A 26477-nucleotide genomic window follows, 5' to 3' on the forward strand; every position below is an offset into this window, starting at 1 on the left:
TTAAATTGTAGTAAAGTATGAAATCATCACCATATAATGCAACAGTTGTTGCGAAAATTTTACTAACACCTGACTTAATGATTTTACGAGTGAGGACAGACACTCCAAGAGAAAAATTTGAAGCTGGACAATACACTACGATAGGAGTTTTAGCAAGGGAACAGCGTTCAGCAAATTCAGTTATAACGTTGGAACAATTGCCGTCGGATTTTTTAATTAAAAGACCATATTCAATAGCATCTGCAAATCACGAAACATCTAATTTTGAATTTTATATTAGTCAGGTCAAATCTGGACAACTTACTCCAAGACTTTTTGCTTTGTCCCAAGGCAGCAGGATGTGGATTGATGAGGAAATTCTTGGAGTATTTAGGCTGAAAGACACACCAAAGGGATGCAACATTGTTATGATTGCCACCGGAACAGGCTTGGCACCGTATATAAGCTTTCTTCGGTCGCACATAAAAGATAACCAGGATATTAAATTAGCAGTTTTGCACGGAGCTGCATATCCTTGGGATTTAGGGTACTATTCAGAACTTACTTTCATACAAAATTCTTTTGATAATTTTTATTATTTTCCTACATTGCTCAAAGCAGATAAAAATTGGAATGGACTTACAGGATATATCGAAAATCATCTAGACAATGGTTTGCTCGAAAATGTCGGAATAGAAATTAATCCGGGAAAAACACACTTTTTCTTGTGTGGCAATCCCAAAATGGTTGAATCAGTCTCTAAATTTTTAGAGAAATATAATTACACCAAGCATACTCAAACTAACCCGGGTTCTTTGCATGTCGAAGAGTATTAGTCCCTTAGTCAAAATATTGCTTTTTTCTATTTTGATATTTGGTGTTTCCTCTTGTATTGTTGTCAAAGAACAAGCCGACAAAGAGCAGGACTACGAGCAATCTGCAATTTTAAGCCCCAGACCTGAAATACCGATGTCCGATATAATTCTGCGTTCAAACAAAGGCGATATGGTTTCTTTTATTCCGAAAGAGTGGTTTTTTGTCGATACTGAGCAGCGTTCATCGGCAGATGTTCTGGCAGTAGTTTGCAACCCAGATTATAGTTTATGTGCAATTTTTACTTCTGTAAATTTACCAACGCAAAAAATAAACTTAGAGGATGAAAAAATTGATGTCGATATATTGTTTGATGTAGCACGTGAATGTTTTGCAAGACGTGCCCAAAAGTCGGCAGGTGCAGTCAAACTAGTTGGGAAATATCAAAATCTTCAAATTGGGAACAAAGACTTTGTTAAATATGAATTCTCTACTACAAATGGAGCAATTGTGGCAAAATCAGCTGTATTTGTCTCATCAATTGGACAATTCTATGAATTTACATTATTGCCTATGACAATTCTAGGTAACGAAATGCCAACTCAAAAAGAATTCAATAAGATTTTCAATTCTTTTTTGGCTGCAATACAGTACTAAATGCAGTTTTTCCTTAAAATATTATTTTTCCTTCTCCCGACAGCTTCGATAATTTCCGCAAATATTAGTTTAGGGATTGATGTATTAGTCGAGAATAATTTTGCTCCTTTGCAAAAGAAAAAAATTGGGCTTCTCACAAATCAGTCGGGGAGGAACTCTAACGGAATTCTCACAGCTGAGATTTTCAGTAAAACTGACAAATTAGCCCTGAAATACATTTTTGTTCCTGAGCATGGACTTTGGGGAAATTTACCCGCTGGACAAAAGGTTAGCGATGCGAATTTTAACGGAGTACCAGTAATATCTCTTTATGGAGACAAGCGCTCACCTAATTTGAAGTATATTAAGGAACTTGATGCGTTGGTGGTAGATATTCAAGATATTGGAATTCGTTCTTATACTTACATTTCTACAATGTATTATTTTATCAAAACAGCAGCGGAAGCTCATAAGCCTGTATATATATTAGATAGACCTAATCCAATAAACGGCGTTACTATCGACGGGAATGTTCTCGAAGAAGATAAAAAGTCTTTCGTAGGAATTTTACCTATCCCCTACATTCACGGAATGACAATAGGTGAATTAGCTAAAATGATGGTAGGCGAAGGGTGGTTAGGTAGCAATAAAAAAGGGGAAAAAATTAAAGCACAGGTTGAAGTAATTCAAATGAAAGGTTGGAAAAGGGAAATGTGTTTTGAAGATACGGGACTGATGTGGTTCCCGACTTCTCCACATATCCCTACGGTTGATGCAATTCGTGGTGCTGCCCTTGTAGGAATTTTTGGTGAATTGGGTATACTTAATATTGGGATTGGAACGACTTTGCCATTTCAATATATTGGAAGCCCTGATTTCAAGGCTGACGAAGTATTAAAAGAACTGAATATATACAAATTTGATGGTATAAGTTTCTTTAGAGCCCAGTTTAGACCACTTTATGCAAAGTTCAAAGAACAAACTTGTGAAGGTATACTTTTCAAATTCACTTGCAATGAAAATTATTCTCCGATGAAGTATGGTGCATTGCTAATATCTGCAATTAAAACAGTTCATCCCGAATTATTTAATAAGGCTGAAATTCCAAATAAAACTAAAGAAATGTTCATAAAAGTTACCGGCACAGATACTTATTTCAATTCATTATTTTCGCCGGATGATTTTTCCTATATAAGCTTATGCTCTCATGGGATAGAGCACTTCAATAAAATTCGTAATAAGTATCTTTTATACTAATTTGATTATAGTTTTTGTCTAATTTACTAATTAATGTTATTTTGCGTTTTTGTTTTTTTAGAAATAAGAAATAATTATGAAAGAGCAAGATACTTATTCAAAACAAACTAAATATATTTTCATAACAGGTGGGGTTCTTTCTTCACTTGGTAAAGGAATTGCATCAGCTTCGCTCGGCTATTTGCTCAAGCAGCGCGGATATAAAGTAACAATAATGAAGTTTGACCCATATATTAATGTCGACCCGGGGACGATGAATCCTTTTCAGCACGGCGAAGTATATGTTACCGATGATGGAGCAGAAACCGATTTAGATTTAGGGCATTACGAAAGATTTCTGGGGTATTCATTAAGCAAGAAGAACAATACAACAACAGGACAAGTGTACTTTGAAGTAATAACAAAAGAGAGAAAAGGGCACTATTTAGGCAAAACAGTTCAAGTGATACCTCACATTACGAACGAAATTAAACGAAGGATGACGATATTTGAAGGCGAATATGATTTTATATTAATTGAAATTGGAGGAACTGTTGGTGATATTGAATCGCTCCCATTTTTAGAAGCACAACGTCAGATGTGGCTCGAAAGAGGTCCTCAGAACGTATTGAATATTCATTTAACTTATGTTCCATATATCAAATCAGCCGGCGAACTTAAAACAAAACCAACGCAGCACTCAGTTAAGGCTTTAATGGAATTTGGTATTCGACCTGATATTTTATTATGTCGAACTGAGCATAAGCTTTCAAAAGATCTTCGTCAAAAAATAGGTTTATTCTGCAACGTTGAGGAGAATTCTGTTATAGAAGTCATTGATGTAGAATCTACGATTTATGAGGTGCCGTTATTATTTGCAAGAAGAGAGCTTGAACAAATCGTTCTTCGTAAAATGGGACTACCTATCAACGAGCTTGAACTTGAAACCTGGAAGAAATTTGTTGAGCGAATTCGCAGTCCTAAATACTCCGTTAATGTTGGATTGGTTGGGAAGTATACAAAATATACTGATTCATATAAAAGTATTATCGAAGCATTTATCCACGCTGGTTCGATAAATAATTGTAAGGTAAACATTGATTTAATCAACAGCGAAGAGATTACAGAAGAAAATGTAGAAAGCTTACTTGGACATTTAGACGGTATATTAGTTGGCCCTGGTTTTGGCTACCGTGGCATTGAGGGTAAAATTACTGCGATTAAATATGTGCGTACAAACAAAATACCATTTTTTGGTATTTGCCTTGGTATGCAATGCAGTGTTATTGAATTCGCAAGAAATGTATGTGGATTGCCTCAAGCAACAAGTGGCGAATTTGAAACAAATGATTACTGCGTGATTGATTTGATGGATGAACAGAAGAACATCAAAGAAAAAGGCGGAACAATGAGGCTTGGTGCTTATCCGTGCGTGCTTCAAGAGAATTCGCTTGCTTTCAAAGCATATGGTTCGAAAGAAATTTCAGAAAGGCACCGTCATCGCTATGAGTTGAATAATAAATTCAGATCTTTACTCGAAGAAAAAGGTATGGTTATGAGTGGAACTTCCCCCGACGGTAATCTTGTCGAAATAATTGAGTTTCCTGACCATCCCTGGTTCTTAGGTGTGCAGTTCCATCCTGAACTAAAATCCAGAGCTGTTACAGGTCATCCTTTATTTATCAGTTTTATTAAAGCTGCACTAAATAACAAGAATAAAAAATAGTGTAATCTTTTAAGGAAATTTAATATTTTACAACAAAGTAGTTTGTTTTTTTGTTGTTTTTTTATATTTTTTTAAATTATTTTTTGAAGTGATTAGTTTCTTTTCATCATATGAGCAAATCTAAAGAAATAGATTACCGTACTAAGGAGAAAATTTCTGAATTGTGGGATACTATTAACAAAGCAGCAGAGATAACTAATTATTCAAATTCTAAGTATTCTGAATTAATTGAAAAAATTGATGCTTTAAGCAAAGAGATAAGTGAAAAAGAAAAAATCATCGAAGAGGCGAACTCTAAAATTTTTGAAAACAACAAAGTTATCAACAACCTATCTAATCAAGTAACAGAACTCAACAAACGCTACGATGAACTTTATTCTCTATATTCACAATATGATTACGTTTATAAAGAAAGAAATAAATTACTATTAGAAAATGAAGATCTTTCATCGCAAGTAAAAGAATTAAGTAATAAATTAGAGAATGCAGAAACAGAAATAAATGAATTAAAGATAATACAAGCAAATTATAATGATTTATTATCTGAAAACACAAAAAATTTGAGGAAAATTGATGAACTCACTAAAATTGCTAATGACTTTCAATTTGCTCAAAAAGAAATCACACGAAAAAATTTAGAGTTAATCGAAAAACAGAAAGAAATTCAGAAGTTAAAAAATGAATATGCCGATGCACAAAATATTATTTTTAAATACCGTAATCTGGAAAATGATCTTCAAAATAAATCAACATTAGTAGATGATTTACAAACACAACTTACTGAAATTCAAAATAAAACCAATGATTATTTGCAAAAAATTGAACTGCTCGAAAATGAGAGTAATCAGCTAAAATCGAAGTTAGAAGAAGAACAGGTAATAATAAAGAATTTTGAGCTGACAACAAATGAACTTTTGAAGCAAGCTTTCCAACACGAGACGCAAATTGCAAATGCGAACAATACTATTGCTGAATTATCAGAAAAATTAGATTATTCCAATAAAACTATTAACAATTTCAAAACTGAGAATTCTGCTTACAAAGAAAAAATTACAGATTTAGAAAATGAAATAATGCTGATTAAAGCTAATAATTCAGAATTGCTTATTAAAAATGCTGATTTATTAAACAAGAATAATTTACTTGAAAAAGAGAACACAGAACTTCATAATATTAAATCAAAATATCAACAAATTTCGCAGCAATTAGCAGAAGAAATATTAAAAAATGAGCAAATTAAACAGAAGTTGGACGATTATACAATAAGAAGTACGAAATTGCTCGACGACATTCAATTGCTAAACGATAGCGTTGCTTTAAAAGAGGAGTTAATTAATAGACAAGCGGATGAAATCTCAAGGTTGAAAGAACAAATTGATAATTTTCAGGACAAGTTCATTACAATTCAGAGCGAAAATCTATCGCTTTCAGCACAAATTGAGGCATTGCAAATTGTTCAAAATAAATATGAAATTTTGTTCGAAGAGGTAAATCAATTAAAAATTCAAAACGACCAATTAATTGAACACAAAAGGTTATTATCCAATGAAATTTCAGAATTACAAAGAGATAAAGCCAAACTATCCTCTGAATTAGAATTTAAAAATAACATAATTAATGAAAAAGAGAATAAAGTATTAGAATTATCTGAAAAATACAACAAAGCAGTTGAGAAATCTCTCAAATTAAATGATTTAGAGAAAGAATTGTTTGATATAAATACTGAAAATAATGAATTAAAAGCTAAATTAGAACAAAATATTCAATCAGTTCAAGAAAAAGATGCTATTATTGATGATTTAACAAATAAATTGCAAGAGTCTGAGAATAGAGTAGCTGAATTAAGCGATAATATGTTCAATATTCCTATCAACAGTCAGCTTCAAGAACTGAGGAATCAAATAATTGATCTCGAAAAAATAATCGAAGAAAAGGACAAAACAATAAACAGTTTGAATAAGAAAATTGAAAAGTTAAATATCAAAGCAAATTATGGAAGGATGCCTGAACTATTTCCAGTAGAAGATGACGATAAAATAGAAAAATTATCAAAAGAAATAGAAAAGCTACAATATGAAATTCAACGAAAGGATGAAGAAATTGAAAAATTGAAGATTCAAACTGAAATGCAATTAGATGAAAATTTATATGCCGTTCGGGATAAATTAATAATGGATTTAAATACTGAAAAAACTCTCAAAGACTTACAGATAGTTACACTTAGAGAGAAAAATGAGGCTTTACGTGAGATATTAAAAAACCGTTACGAACAAATAAAGATATTAGAAGAAGATTTTAATGAACTAAATGAAAGCATAAAATTAAGTAAAAATCATAAAGAAAATCTTATAGCACAAATAGAGAGTTTAATTAACAAATTAGAAAGTTTAGAAGATGATTAATGAAGTAGCAAAAATTCTTAGAAAAGTTCGGAAAGTTGCCCTATTGACAGGTGCTGGTGTATCAGCTGAAAGTGGGATTGCGACTTTTCGGGATCCAGATGGACTATGGGCAAAGTTCAATCCAATGGAGCTTGCCAGTATGAAAGGCTTTACGTCGAACCCGCAGCTTGTATGGGAATGGTATCAATATAGACGCAAAATTATCGCAAATGTTCAACCAAATGCGGGGCATTATGCAATTGCTGAAATGGAAAAAATGTTTGAATTTTTTAGTCTTGCTACTCAAAATGTTGACCGATTGCATCACAGAGCAGGTTCGAGAAATGTTATCGAGTTGCACGGGAATATTATAGAAAATTATTGCATAAAATGTGGCGAGTATTATAAAAAAGAAATCAATGTCGAAGATAATAGTTTGCCGAAGTGTGAAAGCTGTGGTGGTCAGATAAGACCTGCAGTTGTATGGTTTGGCGAGATGTTACCAGAAGAAGCACTATCTAATGCTTATGATGCAAGTCAAATAGCGGAAGTATATTTTTCGATTGGCACTTCTGCCGAGGTATATCCTGCTGCTGACTTGCCCAGACACGCTAAAAGAAATGGTGCAGTGCTAATTGAGATTAACCCAAATCAAACTGTATTATCAGGATTTGTTGATTTCAAAATAGCTGAACCATCGGCCGTCGCTTTACCTAAATTACTAAAATTGTTAAAAGAGGAATGAGTATGATTCTTGGAATTGGAACAGATATTATTGAAGTTGAGCGAATAAAAAGTGCAATTGAAAAGTATGGTGATAGATTTCTTCGAAGAATATTTACAAGCAAAGAAATTGAGTATTGCGAAGAATTCAAAGAAAAGAAATTTCTTCACTATGCTGCACGATTTGCTGTAAAAGAATCTTTTAGTAAGGCAATAGGGACAGGTATTACACAAGGTTTTAAGTTCAATGAAGTTGGTATAATAAACGAAACAAACGGCAAACCTGTCGTTGTGCTTGATGGTAGAATGAAAGAGAAATACGAAAAATATAGAATTGACGTTTCTATTTCACATACTGAGCATTATGCAGTTGCTTTTATTGTAATGAGTGATGAATCTCAATCAGTTATCAACTAATAATTAATGAAAAAATGCAAAAAATAAATATATATACTGATGGAGCTTGCTTGGGAAATCCAGGCCCAGGGGGTTGGGCATTTATAGCAGAGATTGATGGAAATATTATTGAAAAAAGCGGATTTCTGCCTGACACTACAAATAATAGGGCTGAATACCAGGCAGCGATTGAAGCAATTAGTTTCGCAAGCCAATTTAGCAAAGAAATTCAAATCAATACAGACAGTGAATTACTGCTTAATACAATAACGAAGTGGATATATTCCTGGCAAAAGAAAAATTGGAAGAAATCTGATGGGAAGGTGGTTCAAAATCTTGATTTAGTGCAAAAGCTTTGGGAGTTAATCAATAAATATAAAGTATATTGGAACAAAGTTCCTGCTCATTCAGGAATTGTTTTGAACGAACGTTGCGATATGCTTGCAAAGGAAGCAGCTATAGGAGCAAGTTCCACCAATATAGAAGCAAAAAACAATTCCACCAATGTAAATTTGTTCGAATGCATTCAGGAAATTCATTCTACAGATGGAAAGTATAAATTAGTATTGAAAAATGATAATTCGTTAGAATTATTCAGTAATAATCAAAAATTAGCTAACTTCAATTTTTCGCTTGATGTTTTATTAAAGTCGAGCAAAGAAAAATGAAAAGAAGAGATTTCATAAAAAAAATAACAGACTTTATCACATTTGGGGGTGTTTTTTTCTCTGCTAGTAATATCATAGCTAAAAAGAAGAAAAAAATCAGACCTAAGAAAAATAAGAGTTCAGAAATTATTTTAACAAATGAAAGTATGTTTGAAAAGATACTTAAGCAAGCTGAACAAAATAAGTGGAAAACAAAGAATATTGGTGAAGTTGTAATTGAAGTAGCAAAATGCTTTTTAGGCAGACCTTATGAGGGCGGAACACTAGAAGTAAGCGGCGAAAATGAAGAAATAGTCGTTAATTTGATTGAATTTGACTGCGTAACATTGATAGAAAGTTCGCTTGCATTTGCCCGGATGATTAAAAAGGGACTTGCAACAATGAATGATCTCACTCGCGAGCTTGAATTTATAAGATACCGGAAAGGAAAACTGGTAGATTATACTTCACGACTTCATTATACTTCCGATTGGATTACAGATAACGAAAGCAAAGGAGTTGTCTCAGATATTTCGAAGAGTTTAGGTGGAACACCTATTCAATTCAATGTGTTTTTTATGTCCGAGAATTCCGAACTCTATCCAGTGCTTCGAAAAGTTCCAAAAATGATTGCAGAAATTGAAGTTTATGAAGAACATATAAGAAAAAGAACTTATCATTATATTCCTAAAGAGCAATTCCAAAATATTGAGAGTAAATTCCGATCAGGCGATATAGTTGCCTTTGTAACAAACAAGCCAGGTTTGGATTTTTCGCACGTTGGGCTTATTGTTGTGGAAAATAATGCTGTTAAACTGCTACACGCTTCTTCGAACCAGAAAAAAGTGGTACTGGAAAACACTTTGCAAAATTATTTGACCAACAACACTGCTGCAACTGGTGTTTGCATAGTTAGACCACTCGAAATTTGAAAAAATATTTCAAAAGCAATAAAGAATAAAAATAATTAGAATATTTATGAAATTTTATTTAAATTTTGTTTATTTTCATTTCACTGTTTAGAAAAATGAAAAAAATCTGTTTAATATTGTTAGTTCTATTCTTAGCTAATAATATTATTTATTGTCAATCTGAAAGGATATCATCTCTACTTAAATTAGTTGCACAAGGAAAAATGGAAGAAGTGCGTACAGCTATGCCTAAGCTGTTGGCTGATTATCCGAATGAGCCTGGAGTGCTTTTGCTCCAGGGTGTTTTGATGGAAGATGGAATGCGGGCTGTAAAAATATACAAAAACATAGTAAAAAATTACCCCAATAGCGAGTGGGCAGATGATGCTCAGTGGAGGATTGTACAATTTTATGCTGTTATTGGAGATACCCTTGAAGCCAAAAAGGAACTTGAATTTTTCAGAAAAAGTTATCCTAAATCTGAATTTTTAGCTCCTGCGACCGATGTTGTCCATTCATCGATTTCCTCTGTAAAATATGATTTCAAAAACAGAACTAATAATGAAAAATCTACACCAAAAGCTCAACCAGAGAACCAACGCTGGGGACTTCAGGTAGGTTTATACTCCACAAAATCAGCAGCAGAATACGAAAAAAAGCGTTTTTTAGCAATGAAGCTGCGAACAGAAATTATCGAAAAAGAAGTTGATGGAGAAATAAAATACGCAGTTGTGATTGGGAATTATTCATCAAAGGAATCAGCCGAAGCAGCGAAAAAAGAAGTCGAGAAAAAGTGTGAATGTACCCCTTTTGTATTCCAAAAAGAATAGAGCATGAAAAAAAAAAGAACAATTACTTTCAGACGAAAAAAAATATTCTCAGTTAAAAGTCAAAAATGGAAGCGTAAGTAATTTTCGCTTTTACGATGGGCAGTATCGCAAAAAAAATAATTCCCTGAGTCCAGAATTTATTCAAGCCTTCAAAAATTATTTGATTAATAAAAATAAACAAAATAAAAAGTAACCTAATTATGAGCACAATCTTAAAAGGCAACATTCTCGATATAATTAATAGAACCATTAAGAAAGGTTATATTCAAATTGATAATGGTATTATTAAAGATATTGTTTATACCGATGAAGTAGATGACAATACATTCATTATGCCGGGGTTTATCGATGCTCATGTACATATCGAAAGTTCTATGCTGCCACCATCGGAGTTCGCTCGTGCAGTAGTTAAATTTGGAACAGTTGCAGTGGTTTCTGACCCCCACGAAATTGCGAATGTGCTTGGAGTAGAAGGCGTTGAGTATATGATAACGAATGCACGGCGTGTTCCTCTGAAATTTTTCTTCGGGGTACCATCTTGTGTGCCTGCTACAAATTTCGAAACATCAGGAGCAAAGATAACATCTGAAGATATTGAAATTCTTTTCAAGAAATATAACTTAAAATATTTAAGTGAAATGATGAACTATCCTGGAGTAATTTACGAAGATCCTGATGTAATAGATAAAATTGACATTGCTAGAAAGCTTAATAAAAAGATTGATGGACATTCACCGGGATTTATTGGAGATAATTTACAGAAGTATGCTTCGTTCGGAATTTCTACAGACCACGAATGTTTTACTTATTCCGAAGCATTGGAAAAAATCAAATATGGAATAAAAGTATTAATTAGGGAAGGTTCTGCTGCAAAAAATTTTGACGTTCTATCAAAGCTTATTGCCGAGCACAATAATATGTGTATGTTGTGTTCGGATGATTTACATCCGGATGATTTGATAAAAGGTCATATTAATTTGTTGGTAAAGAAAGCATTGAAAATGGGTTTTGATTTGTTCGACGTATTAAGTGTGGCTTGCTTGCGACCAATGGAACATTATGGACTAAATGTAGGATTACTGAGAATCGGCGATCCTGCTGATATGATCATTGTTGATGATCTCCAAAATTTCAATATTTTGAGAACATACATTGATGGAAAATTAATTTTTGAAAATGGAGTGACATATATTAGTCCATTTATCTCTGAAAAATTGAATATTTTCGAAGCCGAAAGAATTACGCTTGAAGACATCCAAATAGAGGCAAGGAGCTCCCAAATTAATGTTATCAAAGCTCTTGATGGGGAGCTAATTACAGAAAAAATTATTTGCGATGCTAAAATTGTAAATAATTGTGTTGTCCCAAATATCGAAGATGATGTGTTGAAACTTGTAGTCTATAATCGTTATAAAAAGGCAAAGCCAGCAATAGCATTTATTAATAATTTCAAGTTGAAAAAAGGAGCAATAGCTTCGACTGTTGCTCACGATAGTCATAATATAATTGCTGTGGGTGCAGATGATATTTCATTGATTAATGCAATAAATGCAATTATTGATAGTAAAGGCGGTTTGTGTGTTGCTACATCGGCGGAAAGTATTTTGCTTCCACTACCAATTGCAGGGCTTATGTCTGCAATGGATTATCCATCGACTGCTAATCTTTATAACAAACTCACAGAAAAAGCAAAGGAATTAGGTACTGACTTGCAAGCACCATTTATGACATTATCATTTATGGCTTTACTCGTAATACCAAAGCTAAAATTAAGCGATAAAGGATTGTTCGATGGTGAAAAATTCGAATTTATTGATTTATTTGTATGATAGGAATACTTTCTAAAGCATAACTAAACTATAATCTTAAGCAAAGCCAGTTTGTTCAATTATTTTGTTCTTGATTTATTTTTCTTCTTTACCTTTTTCGTGTGGTTGGTAGACAACAACATCAACCTCGAAAGTTGTGATCATTCCACCAAAATTATGCCCTGTAAAAATTTCGTCCAGATGATCTATGAACTCAAAAATTTTCTCTTTTTTATCTATTATTTCAATAACAATTGGTAAATCAGTTGATAGAGCTAGTATTTTAGCTGAATGAATCATGCTATTTGCTCCGTACGAAAGTACACCACGAAAAACGGAAGCACCTGCCAATCCCTTACGTTTAGCTTCAAGAACCAAGAACTCATATGTGGGCTGGTGTTTGTATTTATCTTGTGAACCAATGTAAATGCGTAAAACTTGTGATTTCCCCTCTAATTTCATTGCTTATCTCCATATATAATTAACTACTGTTTTGCCCAATAATGTAAGTGAAATACCTAAAAATATACTTACACCCATATACAACATCAAAAACAAAACTTCCCTATCATTTATCAAATTTATTGTATCGTTCGTAAAAGTAGAAAAAGTTGTTAGACCACCACAAAATCCAACTGAAAGCATTAACCTCATCTCAGGTGACAACACTTCTCCTTTCTCGAATAAACCAAGAATAATGCCAATTAAAAAGCATCCCACTAAGTTTACAATTAAAGTGCCTAACGGAAAGTTAGTTGGGAAAATTTTATGAACAAATACAGTTGTAACGTATCTTGTGATGCTGCCGATAAAACCGCCTATTCCTGCTAACAGAACCCCTTTTAACATAAAACTCCTATAAAAAATTACTTATAATTTCTTATAGGAGTTATCAGCCATTGCTGGCGGTTTTGGCGAACTCCATCACCTTTTGATTGCAAAGTTATAAAAAAATTGTCATCGGTGCAAAAACATTCGAGAAAAAGATACAGGAATTGGATTGGTAACAACATAAAAATCAAGAGGATAGTACCTTTACAAATCACTTGCAATGAAACAAAATTCTTCGTTCAAGTTGAAATAATGTTCAAACTGATGTTTGCTTATAGACTTGCGATTTGAAACAAAAGACTTAAGAGTAAAAATTTTTAATCCAATTTCGTCAGCAATAAACTCATATAAAGAATTTGCATCAGTACCATAGAAATCGCTTGCACCGATACCAGACTCGAATAAAATAGTCGGCTTACTTGATTTAAGCAGATTTCTTGCTCCTTTCAATACGGGGAATTCACCACCTTCGACATCAATTTTAAGGAAATCTATGCGAACATTTTGCGGGATAAGCGAATCTAAAGTCTTAACTTCTACTTGTATTTCTTCAATTTGGGGTGAAGCGATATCATAGCGTCTTCGTTTAATTCCACTATAAGCTGGAGCATTCTTCACGAACTGAAAAGTTGAGCGTCCTTCTTTATCCGAAAGTGCATAAGGATAAATTTTTGCTTTTGAACTGAATTTATTAACTAATTCAGTGTATAAATGCGGTAGTGGTTCGAATGCGTAATGAATTCCATCAGGAGCGTATTTATGAAACAGTTTTAGAATATCACCCTTGTGGCAACCAACATCTATGCAATTTGAGTTAGATTTAAGAATTTTTTTTAAAATAAATCTGGTAATTCTATCATACTCAATATTTTTCGTGATATCAATTTTCGACAAGATTAATGCTTCGCGTAGAATGTTTTTTAGAAGTCCCATATTCACTCTAAAATAAAAAAGCAATTTACTATTATTATGAGTTATTTCAAAATACCTAATCGAAACAATTTTCGCAAGAACAAATAATAATAATATGGGGCGTATTTCTTACGCCCCATAAAATCGATTAAAAATGGGTTTGAGAACTCTTATTTTATCAAATCGTAATAGTCAAATGGCAAAATGTGTAGCGGTTTGCCATTATTATTAATTCGGAACTTAACATCATTGGAAATTTCTTTCGGGAAAATATTAATTTCTTCTGTTTTGGCTTCAAAACTAAAATCAAAAGGAATATTAGATTTTGGCCAGAATTCATCAATTTCAAGGACATCGTTTTTCTTGAAATTGATTTTCTTTTTTGCAATTTCAATTGCTTTATCAATGCCACCAATTTCGTCGACAAGTCCAATGGATTTACCTTTTGCACCGGAATAGATACGGCCTTGTGCAATATTGCCAATAGCTACACTATCAGTATTTCTTCCTTTTGCAACTTTATTTACGAAGTCTCCGTAGAAATCGGATATTAATCCTTTGAATTGGGATAGTTCTTCATCGGTGAAATTGCGTGCGGGAAGACCAATTCCAATGAATGGCAAAGAAATTGCATTTCCTAAATCAGAATGTTTTCCTCGTTTGACGACATCATAGGTAATACCCAAGCTGTCCATCAATCCTTTATTATAAATATAAGAAGCAATTACACCAATGGAACCAGTTATGGTAATTGGTGTAGCCAATATTGTATCAGCATCCATCGAAAGCCAATAACCACCTGATGCAGCAACTGAACCTTGTGAGACAATAATAGGTTTTTTCCCTTTATAGCGGCGCGTAACCTCGGCAACTAAATCGGATGCAAAGGCAGAACCACCAGGCGAATTTACTCGGAGAATAACTGCTTCGTATTTACTACTTCCAAGAATATTTTCCAGAACTTTTGATAATTTTCGTCCAGAAATACCAGTTTCTAAGTCGCAAACACCTTCGGCATAGACAATAGCAATTTTTCTATCTTGCTCGCTCCAGCGATTATCAATTGGGGTAAAATCTTCAAAGCGAACTGTTTCATTTGAAATTACATAATCTTTGTTATTTAACTTGATGAGAGTATCAATTTTGTCCCAGCGGTGAATTCTATCAATTAATTTTTTCTCTTTTGCTTTGTTTGCAGTAATAATTAATGAATTTAAGATGTCGTCAAATTCGTTTTCTGACAGATTTCTTGCTGTTTTAATGTCTGCTTTTGCTAAATTGAATAAGTCGTCGATGTATTCTTCACGCTGTTCTTTTTCTCCATCGGAGAAGTTTATTCTCGAAAAGCTTTCGGCAGCAGATTTATACTTGAAAAGGCGAATTTCTTCAAATCCCAAGCCATATTTTTCCATAAATTTTTTGTAGTAGCTTCTGCTCGACGAGAAACCTTCAATTGCGACTTCACCAAGAGGTTCGAGTATAATTTCATCTGCAACAGTTGCTAAATGGTAGTTTCTTATGTTGAAACTTTCAGAAAAAATCACAACTCTTTTACCGGTGGCTTTGAGCTGTGCAAGTTTTTCTCGAATTTCCCACATATCGGAATAGCTTGCAGTAAAATCAGTGATATTAAGATAAAGTTCTTTTATTTCCTTGTCGTTTTTAATTGCGTCAAGTTTTTTCAGCACATCATAAATTGTTGTATATTTTGATGAAATTGGGAAAAGAATAGATAAGAAAGAGGATTCGGGTTGGAGCGAACCAGTAAGTTCGAGTTTAGCAACTTTTTTCTTGCTAAGAAAAGCATCGTAGATAATTGAGCGGTCAAGTGGAGAAAATCTCACCAAATAGGCATTTGTTGCATCACTAAAGTTATCTTTTGAAGGTGCAGCAACAACTGAACCAATCCCAAGATAGCCAAAACTGATATCAAAACCAATTGAAAGACGTTCGTCTGAGAAGTAGCGTCCACCAATTCTAATTCCATCAAGAACTTCATAATTAGCGCCGGCGCTCCATTTTACCTCATTGTAGTCATCCAAGTTGCTGGCAGCAGCATCAATAAAGAAGGTAAGTGGGTAATTCTTAATCGGTCTAATGGCTAATTCACCAACGTGTTCTTCATTCAAATTTCTAAAATTACTTCGATAAATATATCCTGCAGAGACATAAGGCAATGGACGCCAAAGAAGACCGATGATATAAGAAGGCCTATAACCATAAGGATTGTCGCCACTTATTGCAGAATATCCAAATCCTACCCCAAATGTTCTATCTCCAAATCCAATAGAATATCGCATATCATAGAAGGATTTACCAGAAAAATCGTAGCGAACAACTCCCGAACCAAAATATTTGCCTCCCATGAAAATTCCATAATCAGGCTTTTCAAAGTTCTTGTTTTTGTCGTTAATCATAAAAAGAGATTCATTACGGTTTGTCATCGCAAGAGTGGCAGGATTGATGAAGCCATAATTACCATAGCGGAAGGCACCTTCGCTTGACTGCGTCCAGAATGATTGCGAATAATATGGAATGAAGCCAACACTTTTTGCAAAAATTTCGGGGACAAAAATCACAAAAAGTAACAAAGTTATTATTTTTCTCATATAAACCTCATAAGAAATATGTTTAATGAACTCTCAATAATTACGATAATTGATCAAATATGTTTCAAATTTACAGTTTGAAGATTAATAATATTTGTTATAATTTTGTTATTTTTTGAATAGCAAAAATTAGCAAAGGATAATTATGAAACAATCACAATTATTTATACCAACTTTGAAAGAAAATTCTTCCGAAGCACAAATTCCATCGCATCAATTAATGTTGAGAACGGGTATAGTCAGACAGCTCGCATCAGGGGTTTTCTCATTTTTGCCACTGGGTTATAGAGTAATCAAAAAAATCATACAAATTCTGCGTGAGGAAATGGATGCTATCGGTGGGCAAGAATTTTTGCTGCCAGCACTTAATCCAATAGAAATCTGGGAACAAACCGGAAGAGTAGAAGCAATGGGAGATGTATTGTTTCACATAAAAAACCGCGAAGGGCTTGTGCTCGCTCCAACTCACGAAGAAATTATTACTTATCATGCAAAGCAACATATTAAATCATATCGCGATTTACCTCAAATCTGGTACCAAATCCAAACAAAGTTTCGGAATGAACCACGCCCGAAATCAGGTGTATTACGTGGTCGTCAATTTATTATGAAGGATTCTTACTCGCTTGATTCATCCTGGGAAGGATTAGATGTTTCGTATCAGAAGCACCACGACGCATATTGCCGAATATTTGAACGCTGTGGTATCAAGTTCTTTGTAGTTGGTGCTTCCTCTGGTGCAATGGGTGGGAACAAAAGTGAAGAGTTTATGGTGGTATCTGATTCTGGCGAAGATGTTGTTGCAATTGCTGACGATGGTTATGCTGCAAATGTAGAGATAGCAACTTCTGCCCTATCTCCTGTGGGTAGAATTGAAATTGAATTGCCAATTGAAAAATTCCCTACTCCAAATGCAAAGACAATCGACGATTTGATTGCACAATTTGGCATTCCAGAGGAAAGATGTGCCAAATCAGTTGTTTACATAGTCGAAGACAAACCTGTGCTTATTTTTATGAGAGGCAATGATGAGCTTAACGAAAGTAAACTGCAAAGTGTATTAGGCACTGGAACGTTTCGCCCTGCTGAGAGCGAAGAATTAATTCGTTATACAGGCGCAGACCACGGTTCTATTGGACCGATTAATTTAAAAACTAATATAAGAATAATTGCGGATAAGCTGCTCAAAGATGCTAATGGGTTAGTTAGTGGTGCAAATGAAGATGGTTATCATTATAAGAATATTGATTTTAGACGTGATTGTCCATTTATTACTGAATTTTATGATCTTAGAACAATTCGTGAAGGAGAGCCATCTCCAATATCAGGTGCACCAATTAAAGTAGTAAAAGCAATAGAGCTTGGTCATATCTTCAAACTTGGGACTAAGTATTCTGAAGCGCTGGAAGCAAAATTCCTGGATAAAAACGGGAAAGAGCAACCAATTATTATGGGAAGCTACGGTATAGGTGTGGAAAGGATTATGGCTTGCTTTGTCGAACAAAACCACGACGAGAAAGGTATAGTCTGGGAACGTCCACTTGCGCCATTTGATATACATTTGATTGCTGTTAATCAGCAAAAATTCCTGGGGGTTAAAGATAAGTCTGATGAACTTTACAGAGAATTAGGTAAAGTGGGTTATGAAGTTCTTTATGATGATCGCGATGAAACTCCTGGAGTAAAATTTAATGATGCAGATTTGATTGGTTTGCCACTGCAATTAATTGTTGGTCCGAAAAATTTAGAAAACAATAAAGTAGAAATCAAAATTAGAGCTACTGGCGAAAGAAAATTAGTTGAAATAGATAAACTTAAAGAAGAGTTGGCAAGCTTGATTAAATAAAGATAAAGAGAATGGAAGATTAGATAAAAAAGAGGCTGCCCTTGAAAGACAGCCTCTTTTTATTAAATTAAAAGTTTACTGCTTCACCATATGCAGCCGCCGCTGCTTCCATAATAGCTTCGCTCAAAGTAGGATGAGCGTGAACAGTTTTGAAAATTGATTTTCCAGTTGCACCAACGCTACGAGCTAGTCCAATTTCAGCAATAAGTTCTGTCACATCAGGACCAATCATATGAGCGCCTAACACTTCCCCATATTTGGCGTCAATAACCAACTTGACAAAACCGCGAGCTTCACCGATACCGTGAGCTTTGCCACTGGCAGTGAATGGGAATTTTCCGATTTTCACTTCATAGCCTAATTTTTTTGCTTTTGCTTCAGTTAGTCCGACGCTGGCGACCTGCGGTTGGCAATAGGTGCAACCAGGAATATTGTTATAATCGACACCTTCAACTTCGTGACCTGCTATAAATTCAGCGGCAACAATGCCTTCTGCTGAGGCTTTATGTGCAAGCCAGGGTGCACCGGCAACATCACCTATTGCAAAAACACCTTCGACGTTTGTTCTAAGGAACTTATCTACCTTAATAAATCCTTTTTCTATTTCAACACCGATATTTTCGAGACCTATGTTTTCGATATTTGCTTGAATACCGATAGCATTTAATGCAATATCAGCTTGGAGGGTTTCTTCGGAACCATCTTTTTTCTGAACTTTAACTTCAACACCATCACCTGCTGCTTTGGCGGATAATACTCTTGTATTAGTTAATATTTTGATTTTATCTTTTCTGTAATTACGCTCTAATTCTTTTGAAATCTCTTCATCTTCAATAGGAAGCAGTCTATCCATCATTTCAATAATAGTAATTTCTGTTCCAAATGAGTTGTAGAAGTAAGCAAATTCGACACCAATAGCACCAGCCCCCATAATAATCATGGACTTAGGTGGTTCTTGCAGAATGAGTGCTTCTTTGCTAGTAATCACTTTTTTCCTATCGACTTCGATATCTGGGAACATACGTGGTCGAGCGCCAGTTGCAATAATAACATTTTTTGTTTCGATAGTGTCAGTAACTTTGCCATCCTTATCTTTTACTTCAATAATATTTTTGGTTTTGAATGACGCTTCTCCTTTAAGATGCTCGACTTTGTATTTTTTGAAAAGGAAGCCTATTCCGTTGGACATTTTGCTGGCAACATCACGGCTTCGCTTAATTACTTGATGGAAATCGACGTCAAATTTTTCGATATTGAAACCGTAGTTTTTAGATTCTTTCAAGAAGTGCATATATTCAGCGTTTTTCAGCAAAGCTTTTGTTGGAATACAGCCCCAGTTCAGGCAAATACCGCCAAGATGCTCTCGCTCGATACAAATTGTTTTCAAACCAAGTTGCGATGCTCTAATTGCTGCAACATAGCCACCTGGTCCCGCACCAATTACGACAAGGTCAGCACTAATTTTATTCATAATCTCTCCATAATGTGAAAAAATATTAACTAAATTAGTCGTTTAGACGTTTTAATGTTCATAAATATTTAATGATTGTTGTTTTTGTCAAGATTATAATTAATGAAATGGGGAAAACATGAGAAGAGTGTCGATGCAGTTCGTACTATTTATGGTAATTTTGAATTATACGATAAATTTATCTGCAAATGATGTCAATAATTTAATAGAATTTAATGCACAAAAGTTCAAGTTCATACTGGAAACAGCTGTTCAAAATCATTTAGACACATTTGATATTGAGCAAGCATCGGAAAGTGCATTCCGTGCAATGCTCACGTTTTTAGATAATCAAAGCAATTATTATTCAGCCAAACAACTAAAAGAATATCAAGAAAAGAACACGGGTAAAGCAGAAGGGATTGGGATTAATATTGCAACACTAAACGATTCGATTGTAGTTGGGTCAGTGCAAAAGAATTCACCAGCAGAAAAAGTAGGAATAAAGCGGGGCGATATTTTGTTGTTTGTTGATAATCAAGCAGTTACAGGGAAATCACAGCAAGAGGTAAACGAACTACTTGCCGACGATACTGGTACAGTGGTTAATTTGATACTAAAAAACACAATAGGTGAATTAAAGAATTATGTTGTAGGAAGAGAAATTTTCAAAGTGTCCAGCATTGCGACATCATTTTACTTGAAATCGCGTAAAATTGGCTACATTGCATCTTCTCGTTTCACTTCTTATGTGTATGAGGACTTGACGAATGCTATTGATAATTTTCTAAAAAAAGGAATAGAATGCTTAATTATCGATTTAAGAGGAAACCCTGGAGGTTTTCTTGACGAGGTGGTGAAAGTTACAGCAGAATTTCTTCCCAAAAATAGTCTTATTGTTTACACAAATTCAAAAAATAGCGATTTTATTTTGAATTTTAGAACAGAAAAAGACGGTAAATATCTGAAAATACCATTAATTTTATTGGTAGATGGGCAAACAGCTTCTGCGGCAGAAATATTTGTAGCAGCTTTGCAAGACTATGATCGAGCAATAGTGTTTGGCGAAAATACATTTGGCAAAGGCACAGTGCAACGATTATGGACGTTGAAAGATGGTTCTGGCTTCCGATTGACTGTTGCTGAGTATTTTTCTCCGATTGGTCGCCGTATAGACAAAGGAATTTTGAAAAAAAATATTGAAAAAACTGAACTTGACGAAAGCCTAAAATTATCTATTGGTGAAGAAGCATTCAAAGAAATATCCAAGGCGTTTGAAGAAACAGGTGGCGCAACTCGTTTGCCAACTTTTACAACAAAGAAAGGGAGAACGCTTATTTCAAAAGGAGGTGTTTTCCCGAATGAATTAGTTCGAAGCGATACATTAACTTTACTCTCAAAAGTGCTTATGAATAAGGGAATTTTTTTAGAATTTACACGTAAGATTTATTTTGCTCTATATCAAAAGAAAATAGCAAATGAATACAGAGACTTAGAAAATTATCTACAAAATTTCAGTGTTGATGAGTATTTGTATAATGATTTTCACCAATTTTCGTTATCAAAGAATATTTGGAATGCAGATATGGCAAAAATAGACGAGCACAACATCAAAAATTTAATAAAGTCTTATTTAGCACTCTGGAATTGGGATAATCCTGGATTCTTAGCATCCCGTGTTTTCGACGATAAAGTATTCAATAAAGCAATTTCAAACTTAGAAAAAGCAAAATCACTAATAAATTAGGAGTTTTCTATGAAAAAAAGCACAAACATAATAATATGGATTTTATCATTTGTAATTATGATAGCAAGCGCGATATACCAGAGAATGACAGGCCCAACTTATCCGATGAGGGGAAAAACTGAAATCAATGGAAAAGAGATAAAATTCAAGCTACCACGCAGTCACGACGGAAGCGGCAGTGAATTGGTTAAAATTGAAGTGCCGGATGAAGCAATTAGTGGGCAAATGACTTTGAAACGTTATAAAAGCTATGATGAATGGACAACACAAGCAATGAAACGCGATGGGAAGTTTTTGCTTGGAGATATTCCAGAGCAACCGCCTGCAGGCAAAGTTATCTATTATGTTGATTTGATTACAGAAAATGGCGAAAAAATAAGGTTGAACGATGAACCGGCAATAATCAGATTCAAAGGAGTTGTCCCGAAGTGGTTGTTAATTCCCCACGTAATTTTTATGTTCTTTGCAATGGTGCTGTCAGTTAAAACTGGGTTGCACACTGCTTTCGGTGGAGGCAATTTATATAAGTACGCACTGTGGACAACTGTATTATTTTTCATAGGAGGAATGATATTAGGCCCACTGGTACAAAAATTTGCTTTTGATGCATATTGGACTGGTTGGCCCTTCGGGCACGATTTAACGGACAATAAAACGTTGGTTGCATTAATTTTCTGGGTTATTGCATTATTCAAGCTACGGAAAAATCCAGATAATAAAACTTGGCCAATTATTGCTGCAATCGTAATGCTTGCTGTATATCTTATACCGCATAGCGTTTTGGGTTCTGAAATTGATTACACAAAAACCCAAAATCCATAGGAGGAAATAAAATGAAGAAATCAATTGGACCGAAAACACTAATTTATCCAAACCCTGTTTTGCTTGTAGGGAGTTACGACGAGCAAAATGTTCCAAATCTTATGGCTGTATCCTGGGGAAGTATTTGTTGCAGTGACCCGCCTTGTGTTGCAGTTTCTATAAGAAAAGCAAGATATACATATAACAACATAATGCAGCGAAAGGCGTTTACAGTGTGTATTCCATCGGAAAAGCACGTCAATGTTGCTGACTATTGTGGTATATATTCAGGTAAGCAAGAGAATAAGTTTGCAAGAAATAATCTAACGGAAGTTAAATCAAGTGTAGTAGATGCACCTTTTGCTGATGAATTCCCAGTAGTGCTGCATTGCAAGCTTCGAGAAATAAATGATTTAGGCGTACATACGCAGTTTATTGGTGAAATATTGGATGTTACAGTTGATGAAGAAATTTTGAATGAAAAAGGCACCCCAAATATTGAAAAAGTGCTACCAATAATTTATGATTATGGAACAAAAACATATTACGGTATAGGACAAAAATTGATTGATAGTTTTACTAACATTAAAAGATAGGAGACAATATGCAGAACTTTGTTTTTCATAATCCGACGAAACTAATTTTCGGCGAGAACACAATTGAAATAATTGGGAAAGAAATATCAAAGAATAGTATTAAAAGAGTTCTTTTGCTTTATGGAGGAGGTTCGATAAAGAAAAATGGCGTATACGACGCAGTTGTAAAATCACTCAAAGAGAATCATATTGAGTTTGTTGAGCATTCAGGGGTTGTCCCAAATCCAGTGCTTTCACACGCAAATGAAGGAATTAGCTTATGCAAAAGGAATAATTTAGAAGCAATATTGGCTGTTGGCGGTGGATCAGTAATAGATGAAGCAAAATCTATTGCAGCAGGCTATTATCTTAATAATTTGTGGGACGCATTCGAAAGAAAAGCGGAGATCAAAGACGCTTTGCCAATTTTTACAATACTTACAATTTCAGGGACTGGTTCAGAAATGAATCCGTTCGCTGTTCTGACAAATGAGTTGGATAAAAAGAAGTGGAATATTGGTGCTGCTTGTCTTTACCCGAAAGTAACAATAATAGACCCCAGAATTCAGATGAGCTTGCCATGGTCTCAAACTGTTAATGGCGGGATCGATGCAATTAGCCATATTCTTGAATATTACTTTAATTCGACTGTTCAGGAAGTTTCTATTTCTGTTTCTGAAGCGTTGATAAAAACGATTGTATTATGTTTGGACAAATTACAGGTTAATCAAAATAATTATCCAGCAAGAGCAAATTTGGCGTGGGCAGCAACTTTGGCATTGAATGGATTTGTTGGAGCATCTACTCTTGGTGAATGGACAGCACATAGAATAGAACACGGGATAAGTGCAATTTATCCGGAAATTGCTCACGGTGCGGGACTCGCTGTGGTCTTCCCTGCCTGGATTTCTTACACAAAAAACACAAATCCATCACAATACGAGCGCTTCGCAAAAAATGTGTGGAACTGCTACTCGCTTGATGAGGCTTTAGTTGCGATGAAATCGAAATACAGTTCTTGGGGAGCTCCAGTTTCATTAAGAGATTTAAACATTCCCAAAGAAAAAATTGGTGAGATTGCCCATAATGCATCACGGCTTGGAGTGGTTGGGAATTTGCTTCCACTAACGGAAAAAGAAATGGCAGAGATTTTGGATCTGGCGTATTAGTATTGAGTAAAGTGGAAAAACATTCGTGGGTAGGGTTTGAATACCTTACCCATTTTTCTAAAATAATTGCTGAATTGAGAATAATAAATAAAGAAACTTACTGAGAATAAGTTCAATTAGAGGAACACATATAAAAAACTATTTACTGCTGTGATAATAAAAAAAGTAAAATGAAGTTGTGGTCAGGGACGGAATCGAACCGCCGACACAAGGATTTTCAGTCCTTTGCTCTACCAACTGAGCTACCTGACCAAAGAGCAAATTAGAGTTACAAAAATAACTGTTTTTTTTAAATTACACAAATATTTTTTACATTTCGCTCAACAATTTTTTGACTTCTTCCCAGGTTCGAGCCATCAAATCGCTTTCTTCTGCACGAGTTTGAGGAATTTCTCTTATAGGTTTTCCTATTTTTACTTTTACCTGTCGAGGACGAATGCCGTTAATACCCTGACTTAATATTTCATAAGTTCCTTTAATAGCGACTGGGACAATAGGTTTGTGGCTTTTTGCAGCGATAATGAAAGCACCCCGTTTTGGTTCGGATAGGTTACCGTTTTTGGTACGTGTCCCTTCTGGGAAAACAAGGACGGAAGAACCTTTCTGAACACTTTTAATTGCAAGTTCCATACTGTTCATAGATTTGCGTGGATCTTCGCGGACAATCCCAATATATGGCGATTTTTTCAAACCATAGCCAAAAACAGGTATTTTTTCTAGTTCTTTTTTGTAAATTATTCGGAAATCATTCTCAATTGATGCTTGTAACACAGGAATATCAAACAAACTTGAATGATTTGCTACGAAAACATATGTTTCCTGTTTTTGTAAATTACCAGCACCTTCGACAATAACTTCAATACCTGCAATTTTTAGAATTCGTCGAGCCCAACGACGTGCGCAAGCAGAGAAACCGGGTGATTTAGCAAAAGCCATATGAAGAATTACAGCAACAGAATCAAAAAGCGTAACAAGTATAATTAGCAAAAGTCTTACGAAATACATTATTTTCTCACACAAGTTTCATAGTGAACAAAAATAACTTATTTCAATATTTTTTTCAAAATTTTGAAACAAATATATTTGTATAACGTAATAACAAAAGAAAATATAAGAATTATAGACGGAGAAGTAATGAGAAAGCTTTGGTATATGGTATTTTTTTTATTAATAGTAACAAATATATATTCGCAGTATTCATCAAAGCAAGTGTATGGATTACGTGAAGTTCTTCAAATAGCGCTACAAAACAATTATGATTTGAGATTGAGCAATGCCTCAGTTGAATTCTCGGAAGTCGATATGAAAAATGCTTTTGGTCAGTATTTGCCAAACATCTCGGTTAGTTCATCGTACTCGCGTCAGTTGAACAATCCGGATGAAATTCGCGATGAACTGCTCAATCAATATAATGCTCGGATAGGTGCTAATCTTGTATTATTCGATGGGTTTGGACGTGAAGCAAATTACACAAGAGCTCAAAAAACAATGCAATCTGCTGTTAAAACAGTTGATTTTCAAAAGCAGACTGTATTTCTGGATGCTTACAATGCTTATATTAATGTTGTTCGTTCATATCAAATAGTACGTGCCAGAAGAGAGAATCTTTCGCTCGGAGAAGCTGAACTTTCTCGTATTAGAGCCCGTTATGAGGCAGGAGTGCTACCCGCAACCGCTGTTTACGCGCAAGAAGCGGATTTAGGCAATCGTACACTGGAACTAATAACAGCAGAAAATGAGTTAAACATTGCAAAAGCCCAACTTCTAACAATTATGGGTATGCCACCCACAATGGATGTTGAATTTAGAATAGATGATTTGCCATCATTTTTGCCGGGAGAGGAAATCAAAGCATTTCGCAATGAAATAGGCAACATCAATAACGCTGTTAATATTGCATTGAACAACAGATTGGACTGGAAGTCGTCGAAACTTCGGTTAGAAGCAACACAGGAAAATCTTGAAATTGCTAAATCTTATTATTATCCACAGATTTCTGCTAATTCGTATTGGTCGTGGATGAATACTTCACTAAAAGGTTTCGACAAAAGTAATTATTATTTTGGATTGTCTTTGAGCGTTCCGATTTTTAATAATTTCAGCACTGATCTACGAGTACAATCGGGCAAGTTGGAGCTTACCCGAATTTCGGTTGAATTGCAAAAGCTCGAACAGCAAATACTTTCATCAGTTCAAATTGCATTTTTAAATTTGCAAACAGCTGAAAAACAAATAGAAATAGCCAGCAAAACCGTTCTCTCAGCACAAGAGAATTACCAAAGCACACAGGAACGCCTAAATGTCGGAGCAGCGACAACGAATGATTTAATTCAGGCGAATACACAGCTTATTTCATCCCAAATTAACCAAATCAATGCCATATATAATTATATAAAGGCACGAAATGATTTGAAATATTCCATTGGCACGCTTAGTTTTGAACAATAAATA

23 protein-coding genes, 1 tRNA gene and 1 riboswitch are annotated in these 26477 nt (G+C 34.5%); of the genes, 17 read left to right on the plus strand and 7 right to left on the minus strand.

Features of this window, described 5'->3' with window-relative positions; genetic code table 11:
* Positions 1-17 precede the first annotated feature (17 nt).
* From AC6QZF_RS05180 to ade, 11 genes are all read left to right on the plus strand, one after another.
* Complete coding sequence (locus AC6QZF_RS05180) at positions 18-815, plus strand: ferredoxin--NADP reductase (protein WP_499798813.1); 798 nt, start codon at positions 18-20, stop codon at positions 813-815.
* Complete coding sequence (locus tag AC6QZF_RS05185; RefSeq protein ID WP_499798814.1) at positions 799-1449, plus strand: hypothetical protein; 651 nt, start codon at positions 799-801, stop codon at positions 1447-1449. The genes AC6QZF_RS05180 and AC6QZF_RS05185 overlap by 17 nt, the downstream gene beginning before the upstream one ends.
* Positions 1450-2685 (plus strand): DUF1343 domain-containing protein, encoded by a 1236-nt coding sequence (locus AC6QZF_RS05190; protein WP_499798815.1) that lies wholly within the window; start codon positions 1450-1452, stop codon positions 2683-2685.
* A 76-nt stretch (positions 2686-2761) separates the two neighbouring features.
* Entirely contained in the window at positions 2762-4390 is a 1629-nt protein-coding gene (pyrG, locus tag AC6QZF_RS05195) for a CTP synthase (protein WP_499798816.1), read from the plus strand.
* A 110-nt stretch (positions 4391-4500) separates the two neighbouring features.
* The gene (locus AC6QZF_RS05200; RefSeq protein WP_499798817.1) at positions 4501-6792 is read left to right on the plus strand and encodes a coiled-coil domain-containing protein; all 2292 of its coding nucleotides are present in this window, start codon (positions 4501-4503) and stop codon (positions 6790-6792) included.
* A complete protein-coding gene (locus AC6QZF_RS05205) occupies positions 6785-7516 on the plus strand; it encodes an SIR2 family NAD-dependent protein deacylase (protein ID WP_499798818.1) in 732 nt (243 codons plus the stop codon). The genes AC6QZF_RS05200 and AC6QZF_RS05205 overlap by 8 nt, the downstream gene beginning before the upstream one ends.
* 2 nt (positions 7517-7518) lie before the next feature.
* Complete coding sequence (acpS, locus tag AC6QZF_RS05210; protein ID WP_499798819.1) at positions 7519-7911, plus strand: holo-ACP synthase; 393 nt, start codon at positions 7519-7521, stop codon at positions 7909-7911.
* Positions 7912-7925: 14 nt separating this feature from the next.
* The gene (locus AC6QZF_RS05215; protein WP_499798820.1) at positions 7926-8558 is read left to right on the plus strand and encodes a ribonuclease H family protein; all 633 of its coding nucleotides are present in this window, start codon (positions 7926-7928) and stop codon (positions 8556-8558) included.
* Complete coding sequence (locus AC6QZF_RS05220) at positions 8555-9469, plus strand: N-acetylmuramoyl-L-alanine amidase-like domain-containing protein (RefSeq protein ID WP_499798821.1); 915 nt, start codon at positions 8555-8557, stop codon at positions 9467-9469. Before AC6QZF_RS05215 ends, AC6QZF_RS05220 begins: the two co-directional genes overlap by 4 nt.
* 95 nt (positions 9470-9564) lie before the next feature.
* A complete protein-coding gene (locus AC6QZF_RS05225; RefSeq protein ID WP_499798822.1) occupies positions 9565-10278 on the plus strand; it encodes an SPOR domain-containing protein in 714 nt (237 codons plus the stop codon).
* A gap of 200 nt (positions 10279-10478) precedes the next feature.
* Complete coding sequence (gene ade, locus AC6QZF_RS05230) at positions 10479-12107, plus strand: adenine deaminase (protein ID WP_499798823.1); 1629 nt, start codon at positions 10479-10481, stop codon at positions 12105-12107.
* Between the two features lie 75 nt (positions 12108-12182).
* Here ade and AC6QZF_RS05235 read toward each other — a convergent pair whose 3' ends face one another.
* From AC6QZF_RS05235 to sppA, 4 genes are all read right to left on the minus strand, one after another.
* Positions 12183-12548, minus strand: coding sequence for a DUF190 domain-containing protein (locus AC6QZF_RS05235; protein WP_499798824.1), 366 nt, complete (start codon positions 12546-12548; stop codon positions 12183-12185).
* A gap of 3 nt (positions 12549-12551) precedes the next feature.
* A complete protein-coding gene (gene crcB, locus AC6QZF_RS05240) occupies positions 12552-12935 on the minus strand; it encodes a fluoride efflux transporter CrcB (protein WP_499798825.1) in 384 nt (127 codons plus the stop codon).
* Between the two features lie 27 nt (positions 12936-12962).
* Positions 12963-13024: riboswitch (Fluoride riboswitch) on the minus strand.
* Positions 13025-13121: 97 nt separating this feature from the next.
* Positions 13122-13850, minus strand: coding sequence for an FkbM family methyltransferase (locus AC6QZF_RS05245; protein WP_499798826.1), 729 nt, complete (start codon positions 13848-13850; stop codon positions 13122-13124).
* Positions 13851-13999: 149 nt separating this feature from the next.
* The gene (gene sppA, locus AC6QZF_RS05250) at positions 14000-16438 is read right to left on the minus strand and encodes a signal peptide peptidase SppA (protein ID WP_499798827.1); all 2439 of its coding nucleotides are present in this window, start codon (positions 16436-16438) and stop codon (positions 14000-14002) included.
* Between the two features lie 145 nt (positions 16439-16583).
* On the opposite strand from sppA, the gene AC6QZF_RS05255 reads away from it, so the two are divergent.
* Complete coding sequence (locus AC6QZF_RS05255) at positions 16584-18284, plus strand: proline--tRNA ligase (RefSeq protein ID WP_499798828.1); 1701 nt, start codon at positions 16584-16586, stop codon at positions 18282-18284.
* Between the two features lie 67 nt (positions 18285-18351).
* Here the strand turns inward: AC6QZF_RS05255 and lpdA are convergent, their stop codons facing one another.
* Positions 18352-19755 carry a dihydrolipoyl dehydrogenase gene (gene lpdA / locus AC6QZF_RS05260; protein WP_499798829.1) on the minus strand — a complete coding sequence of 468 codons (1404 nt, stop codon included), beginning with the start codon at positions 19753-19755 and terminating at the stop codon, positions 18352-18354.
* A gap of 118 nt (positions 19756-19873) precedes the next feature.
* Between lpdA and AC6QZF_RS05265 the strand changes: the two genes are divergently transcribed.
* The 4 genes from AC6QZF_RS05265 to AC6QZF_RS05280 are packed head-to-tail and all read left to right on the plus strand — an operon-like array spanning position 19874 to position 24026.
* Positions 19874-21481: a S41 family peptidase gene (locus tag AC6QZF_RS05265; protein WP_499798830.1), complete on the plus strand. Its 1608-nt coding sequence runs from the start codon at positions 19874-19876 to the stop codon at positions 21479-21481.
* 9 nt (positions 21482-21490) lie between these two features.
* Positions 21491-22303 (plus strand): hypothetical protein, encoded by an 813-nt coding sequence (locus AC6QZF_RS05270; RefSeq protein WP_499798831.1) that lies wholly within the window; start codon positions 21491-21493, stop codon positions 22301-22303.
* Positions 22304-22314: 11 nt separating this feature from the next.
* Complete coding sequence (locus AC6QZF_RS05275; RefSeq protein WP_499798832.1) at positions 22315-22878, plus strand: flavin reductase family protein; 564 nt, start codon at positions 22315-22317, stop codon at positions 22876-22878.
* An 8-nt stretch (positions 22879-22886) separates the two neighbouring features.
* A complete protein-coding gene (locus tag AC6QZF_RS05280; protein WP_499798833.1) occupies positions 22887-24026 on the plus strand; it encodes an iron-containing alcohol dehydrogenase in 1140 nt (379 codons plus the stop codon).
* A gap of 179 nt (positions 24027-24205) precedes the next feature.
* Here AC6QZF_RS05280 and AC6QZF_RS05285 read toward each other — a convergent pair.
* Together AC6QZF_RS05285 and AC6QZF_RS05290 are read right to left on the minus strand one after the other, a co-directional pair.
* Positions 24206-24278, minus strand: a tRNA-Phe gene (locus tag AC6QZF_RS05285).
* Positions 24279-24335: 57 nt separating this feature from the next.
* The gene (locus AC6QZF_RS05290; RefSeq protein WP_499798834.1) at positions 24336-25031 is read right to left on the minus strand and encodes a lysophospholipid acyltransferase family protein; all 696 of its coding nucleotides are present in this window, start codon (positions 25029-25031) and stop codon (positions 24336-24338) included.
* Positions 25032-25160: 129 nt separating this feature from the next.
* Between AC6QZF_RS05290 and AC6QZF_RS05295 the strand changes: the two genes are divergently transcribed.
* Positions 25161-26474, plus strand: a complete 1314-nt coding sequence (locus tag AC6QZF_RS05295; protein WP_499798835.1) for a TolC family protein — start codon at positions 25161-25163, stop codon at positions 26472-26474.
* Positions 26475-26477 lie beyond the last annotated feature (3 nt).

Origin of the sequence: Eximiradius sp., assembly GCA_937127445.1 — a bacterium.
Taxonomy (GTDB): Bacteria; Bacteroidota; Ignavibacteria; order Kapaibacteriales; family UBA2268; genus JAKIZO01.

Bases quoted from the DNA above. Each gene is read 5' to 3' on its own strand.
- AC6QZF_RS05180 (WP_499798813.1), top strand. From the start codon at position 18: ATGAAATCATCACCATATAATGCAACAGTTGTTGCGAAAATTTTACTA.
- AC6QZF_RS05185 (WP_499798814.1), top strand. From the start codon at position 799: ATGTCGAAGAGTATTAGTCCCTTAGTCAAAATATTGCTTTTTTCTATT.
- AC6QZF_RS05190 (WP_499798815.1), top strand. From the start codon at position 1,450: ATGCAGTTTTTCCTTAAAATATTATTTTTCCTTCTCCCGACAGCTTCG.
- pyrG (WP_499798816.1), top strand. From the start codon at position 2,762: ATGAAAGAGCAAGATACTTATTCAAAACAAACTAAATATATTTTCATA.
- AC6QZF_RS05200 (WP_499798817.1), top strand. From the start codon at position 4,501: ATGAGCAAATCTAAAGAAATAGATTACCGTACTAAGGAGAAAATTTCT.
- AC6QZF_RS05205 (WP_499798818.1), top strand. From the start codon at position 6,785: ATGATTAATGAAGTAGCAAAAATTCTTAGAAAAGTTCGGAAAGTTGCC.
- acpS (WP_499798819.1), top strand. From the start codon at position 7,519: ATGATTCTTGGAATTGGAACAGATATTATTGAAGTTGAGCGAATAAAA.
- AC6QZF_RS05215 (WP_499798820.1), top strand. From the start codon at position 7,926: ATGCAAAAAATAAATATATATACTGATGGAGCTTGCTTGGGAAATCCA.
- AC6QZF_RS05220 (WP_499798821.1), top strand. From the start codon at position 8,555: ATGAAAAGAAGAGATTTCATAAAAAAAATAACAGACTTTATCACATTT.
- AC6QZF_RS05225 (WP_499798822.1), top strand. From the start codon at position 9,565: ATGAAAAAAATCTGTTTAATATTGTTAGTTCTATTCTTAGCTAATAAT.
- ade (WP_499798823.1), top strand. From the start codon at position 10,479: ATGAGCACAATCTTAAAAGGCAACATTCTCGATATAATTAATAGAACC.
- AC6QZF_RS05235 (WP_499798824.1), bottom strand. From the start codon at position 12,548: ATGAAATTAGAGGGGAAATCACAAGTTTTACGCATTTACATTGGTTCA.
- crcB (WP_499798825.1), bottom strand. From the start codon at position 12,935: ATGTTAAAAGGGGTTCTGTTAGCAGGAATAGGCGGTTTTATCGGCAGC.
- AC6QZF_RS05245 (WP_499798826.1), bottom strand. From the start codon at position 13,850: ATGGGACTTCTAAAAAACATTCTACGCGAAGCATTAATCTTGTCGAAA.
- sppA (WP_499798827.1), bottom strand. From the start codon at position 16,438: ATGAGAAAAATAATAACTTTGTTACTTTTTGTGATTTTTGTCCCCGAA.
- AC6QZF_RS05255 (WP_499798828.1), top strand. From the start codon at position 16,584: ATGAAACAATCACAATTATTTATACCAACTTTGAAAGAAAATTCTTCC.
- lpdA (WP_499798829.1), bottom strand. From the start codon at position 19,755: ATGAATAAAATTAGTGCTGACCTTGTCGTAATTGGTGCGGGACCAGGT.
- AC6QZF_RS05265 (WP_499798830.1), top strand. From the start codon at position 19,874: ATGAGAAGAGTGTCGATGCAGTTCGTACTATTTATGGTAATTTTGAAT.
- AC6QZF_RS05270 (WP_499798831.1), top strand. From the start codon at position 21,491: ATGAAAAAAAGCACAAACATAATAATATGGATTTTATCATTTGTAATT.
- AC6QZF_RS05275 (WP_499798832.1), top strand. From the start codon at position 22,315: ATGAAGAAATCAATTGGACCGAAAACACTAATTTATCCAAACCCTGTT.
- AC6QZF_RS05280 (WP_499798833.1), top strand. From the start codon at position 22,887: ATGCAGAACTTTGTTTTTCATAATCCGACGAAACTAATTTTCGGCGAG.
- AC6QZF_RS05290 (WP_499798834.1), bottom strand. From the start codon at position 25,031: ATGTATTTCGTAAGACTTTTGCTAATTATACTTGTTACGCTTTTTGAT.
- AC6QZF_RS05295 (WP_499798835.1), top strand. From the start codon at position 25,161: ATGAGAAAGCTTTGGTATATGGTATTTTTTTTATTAATAGTAACAAAT.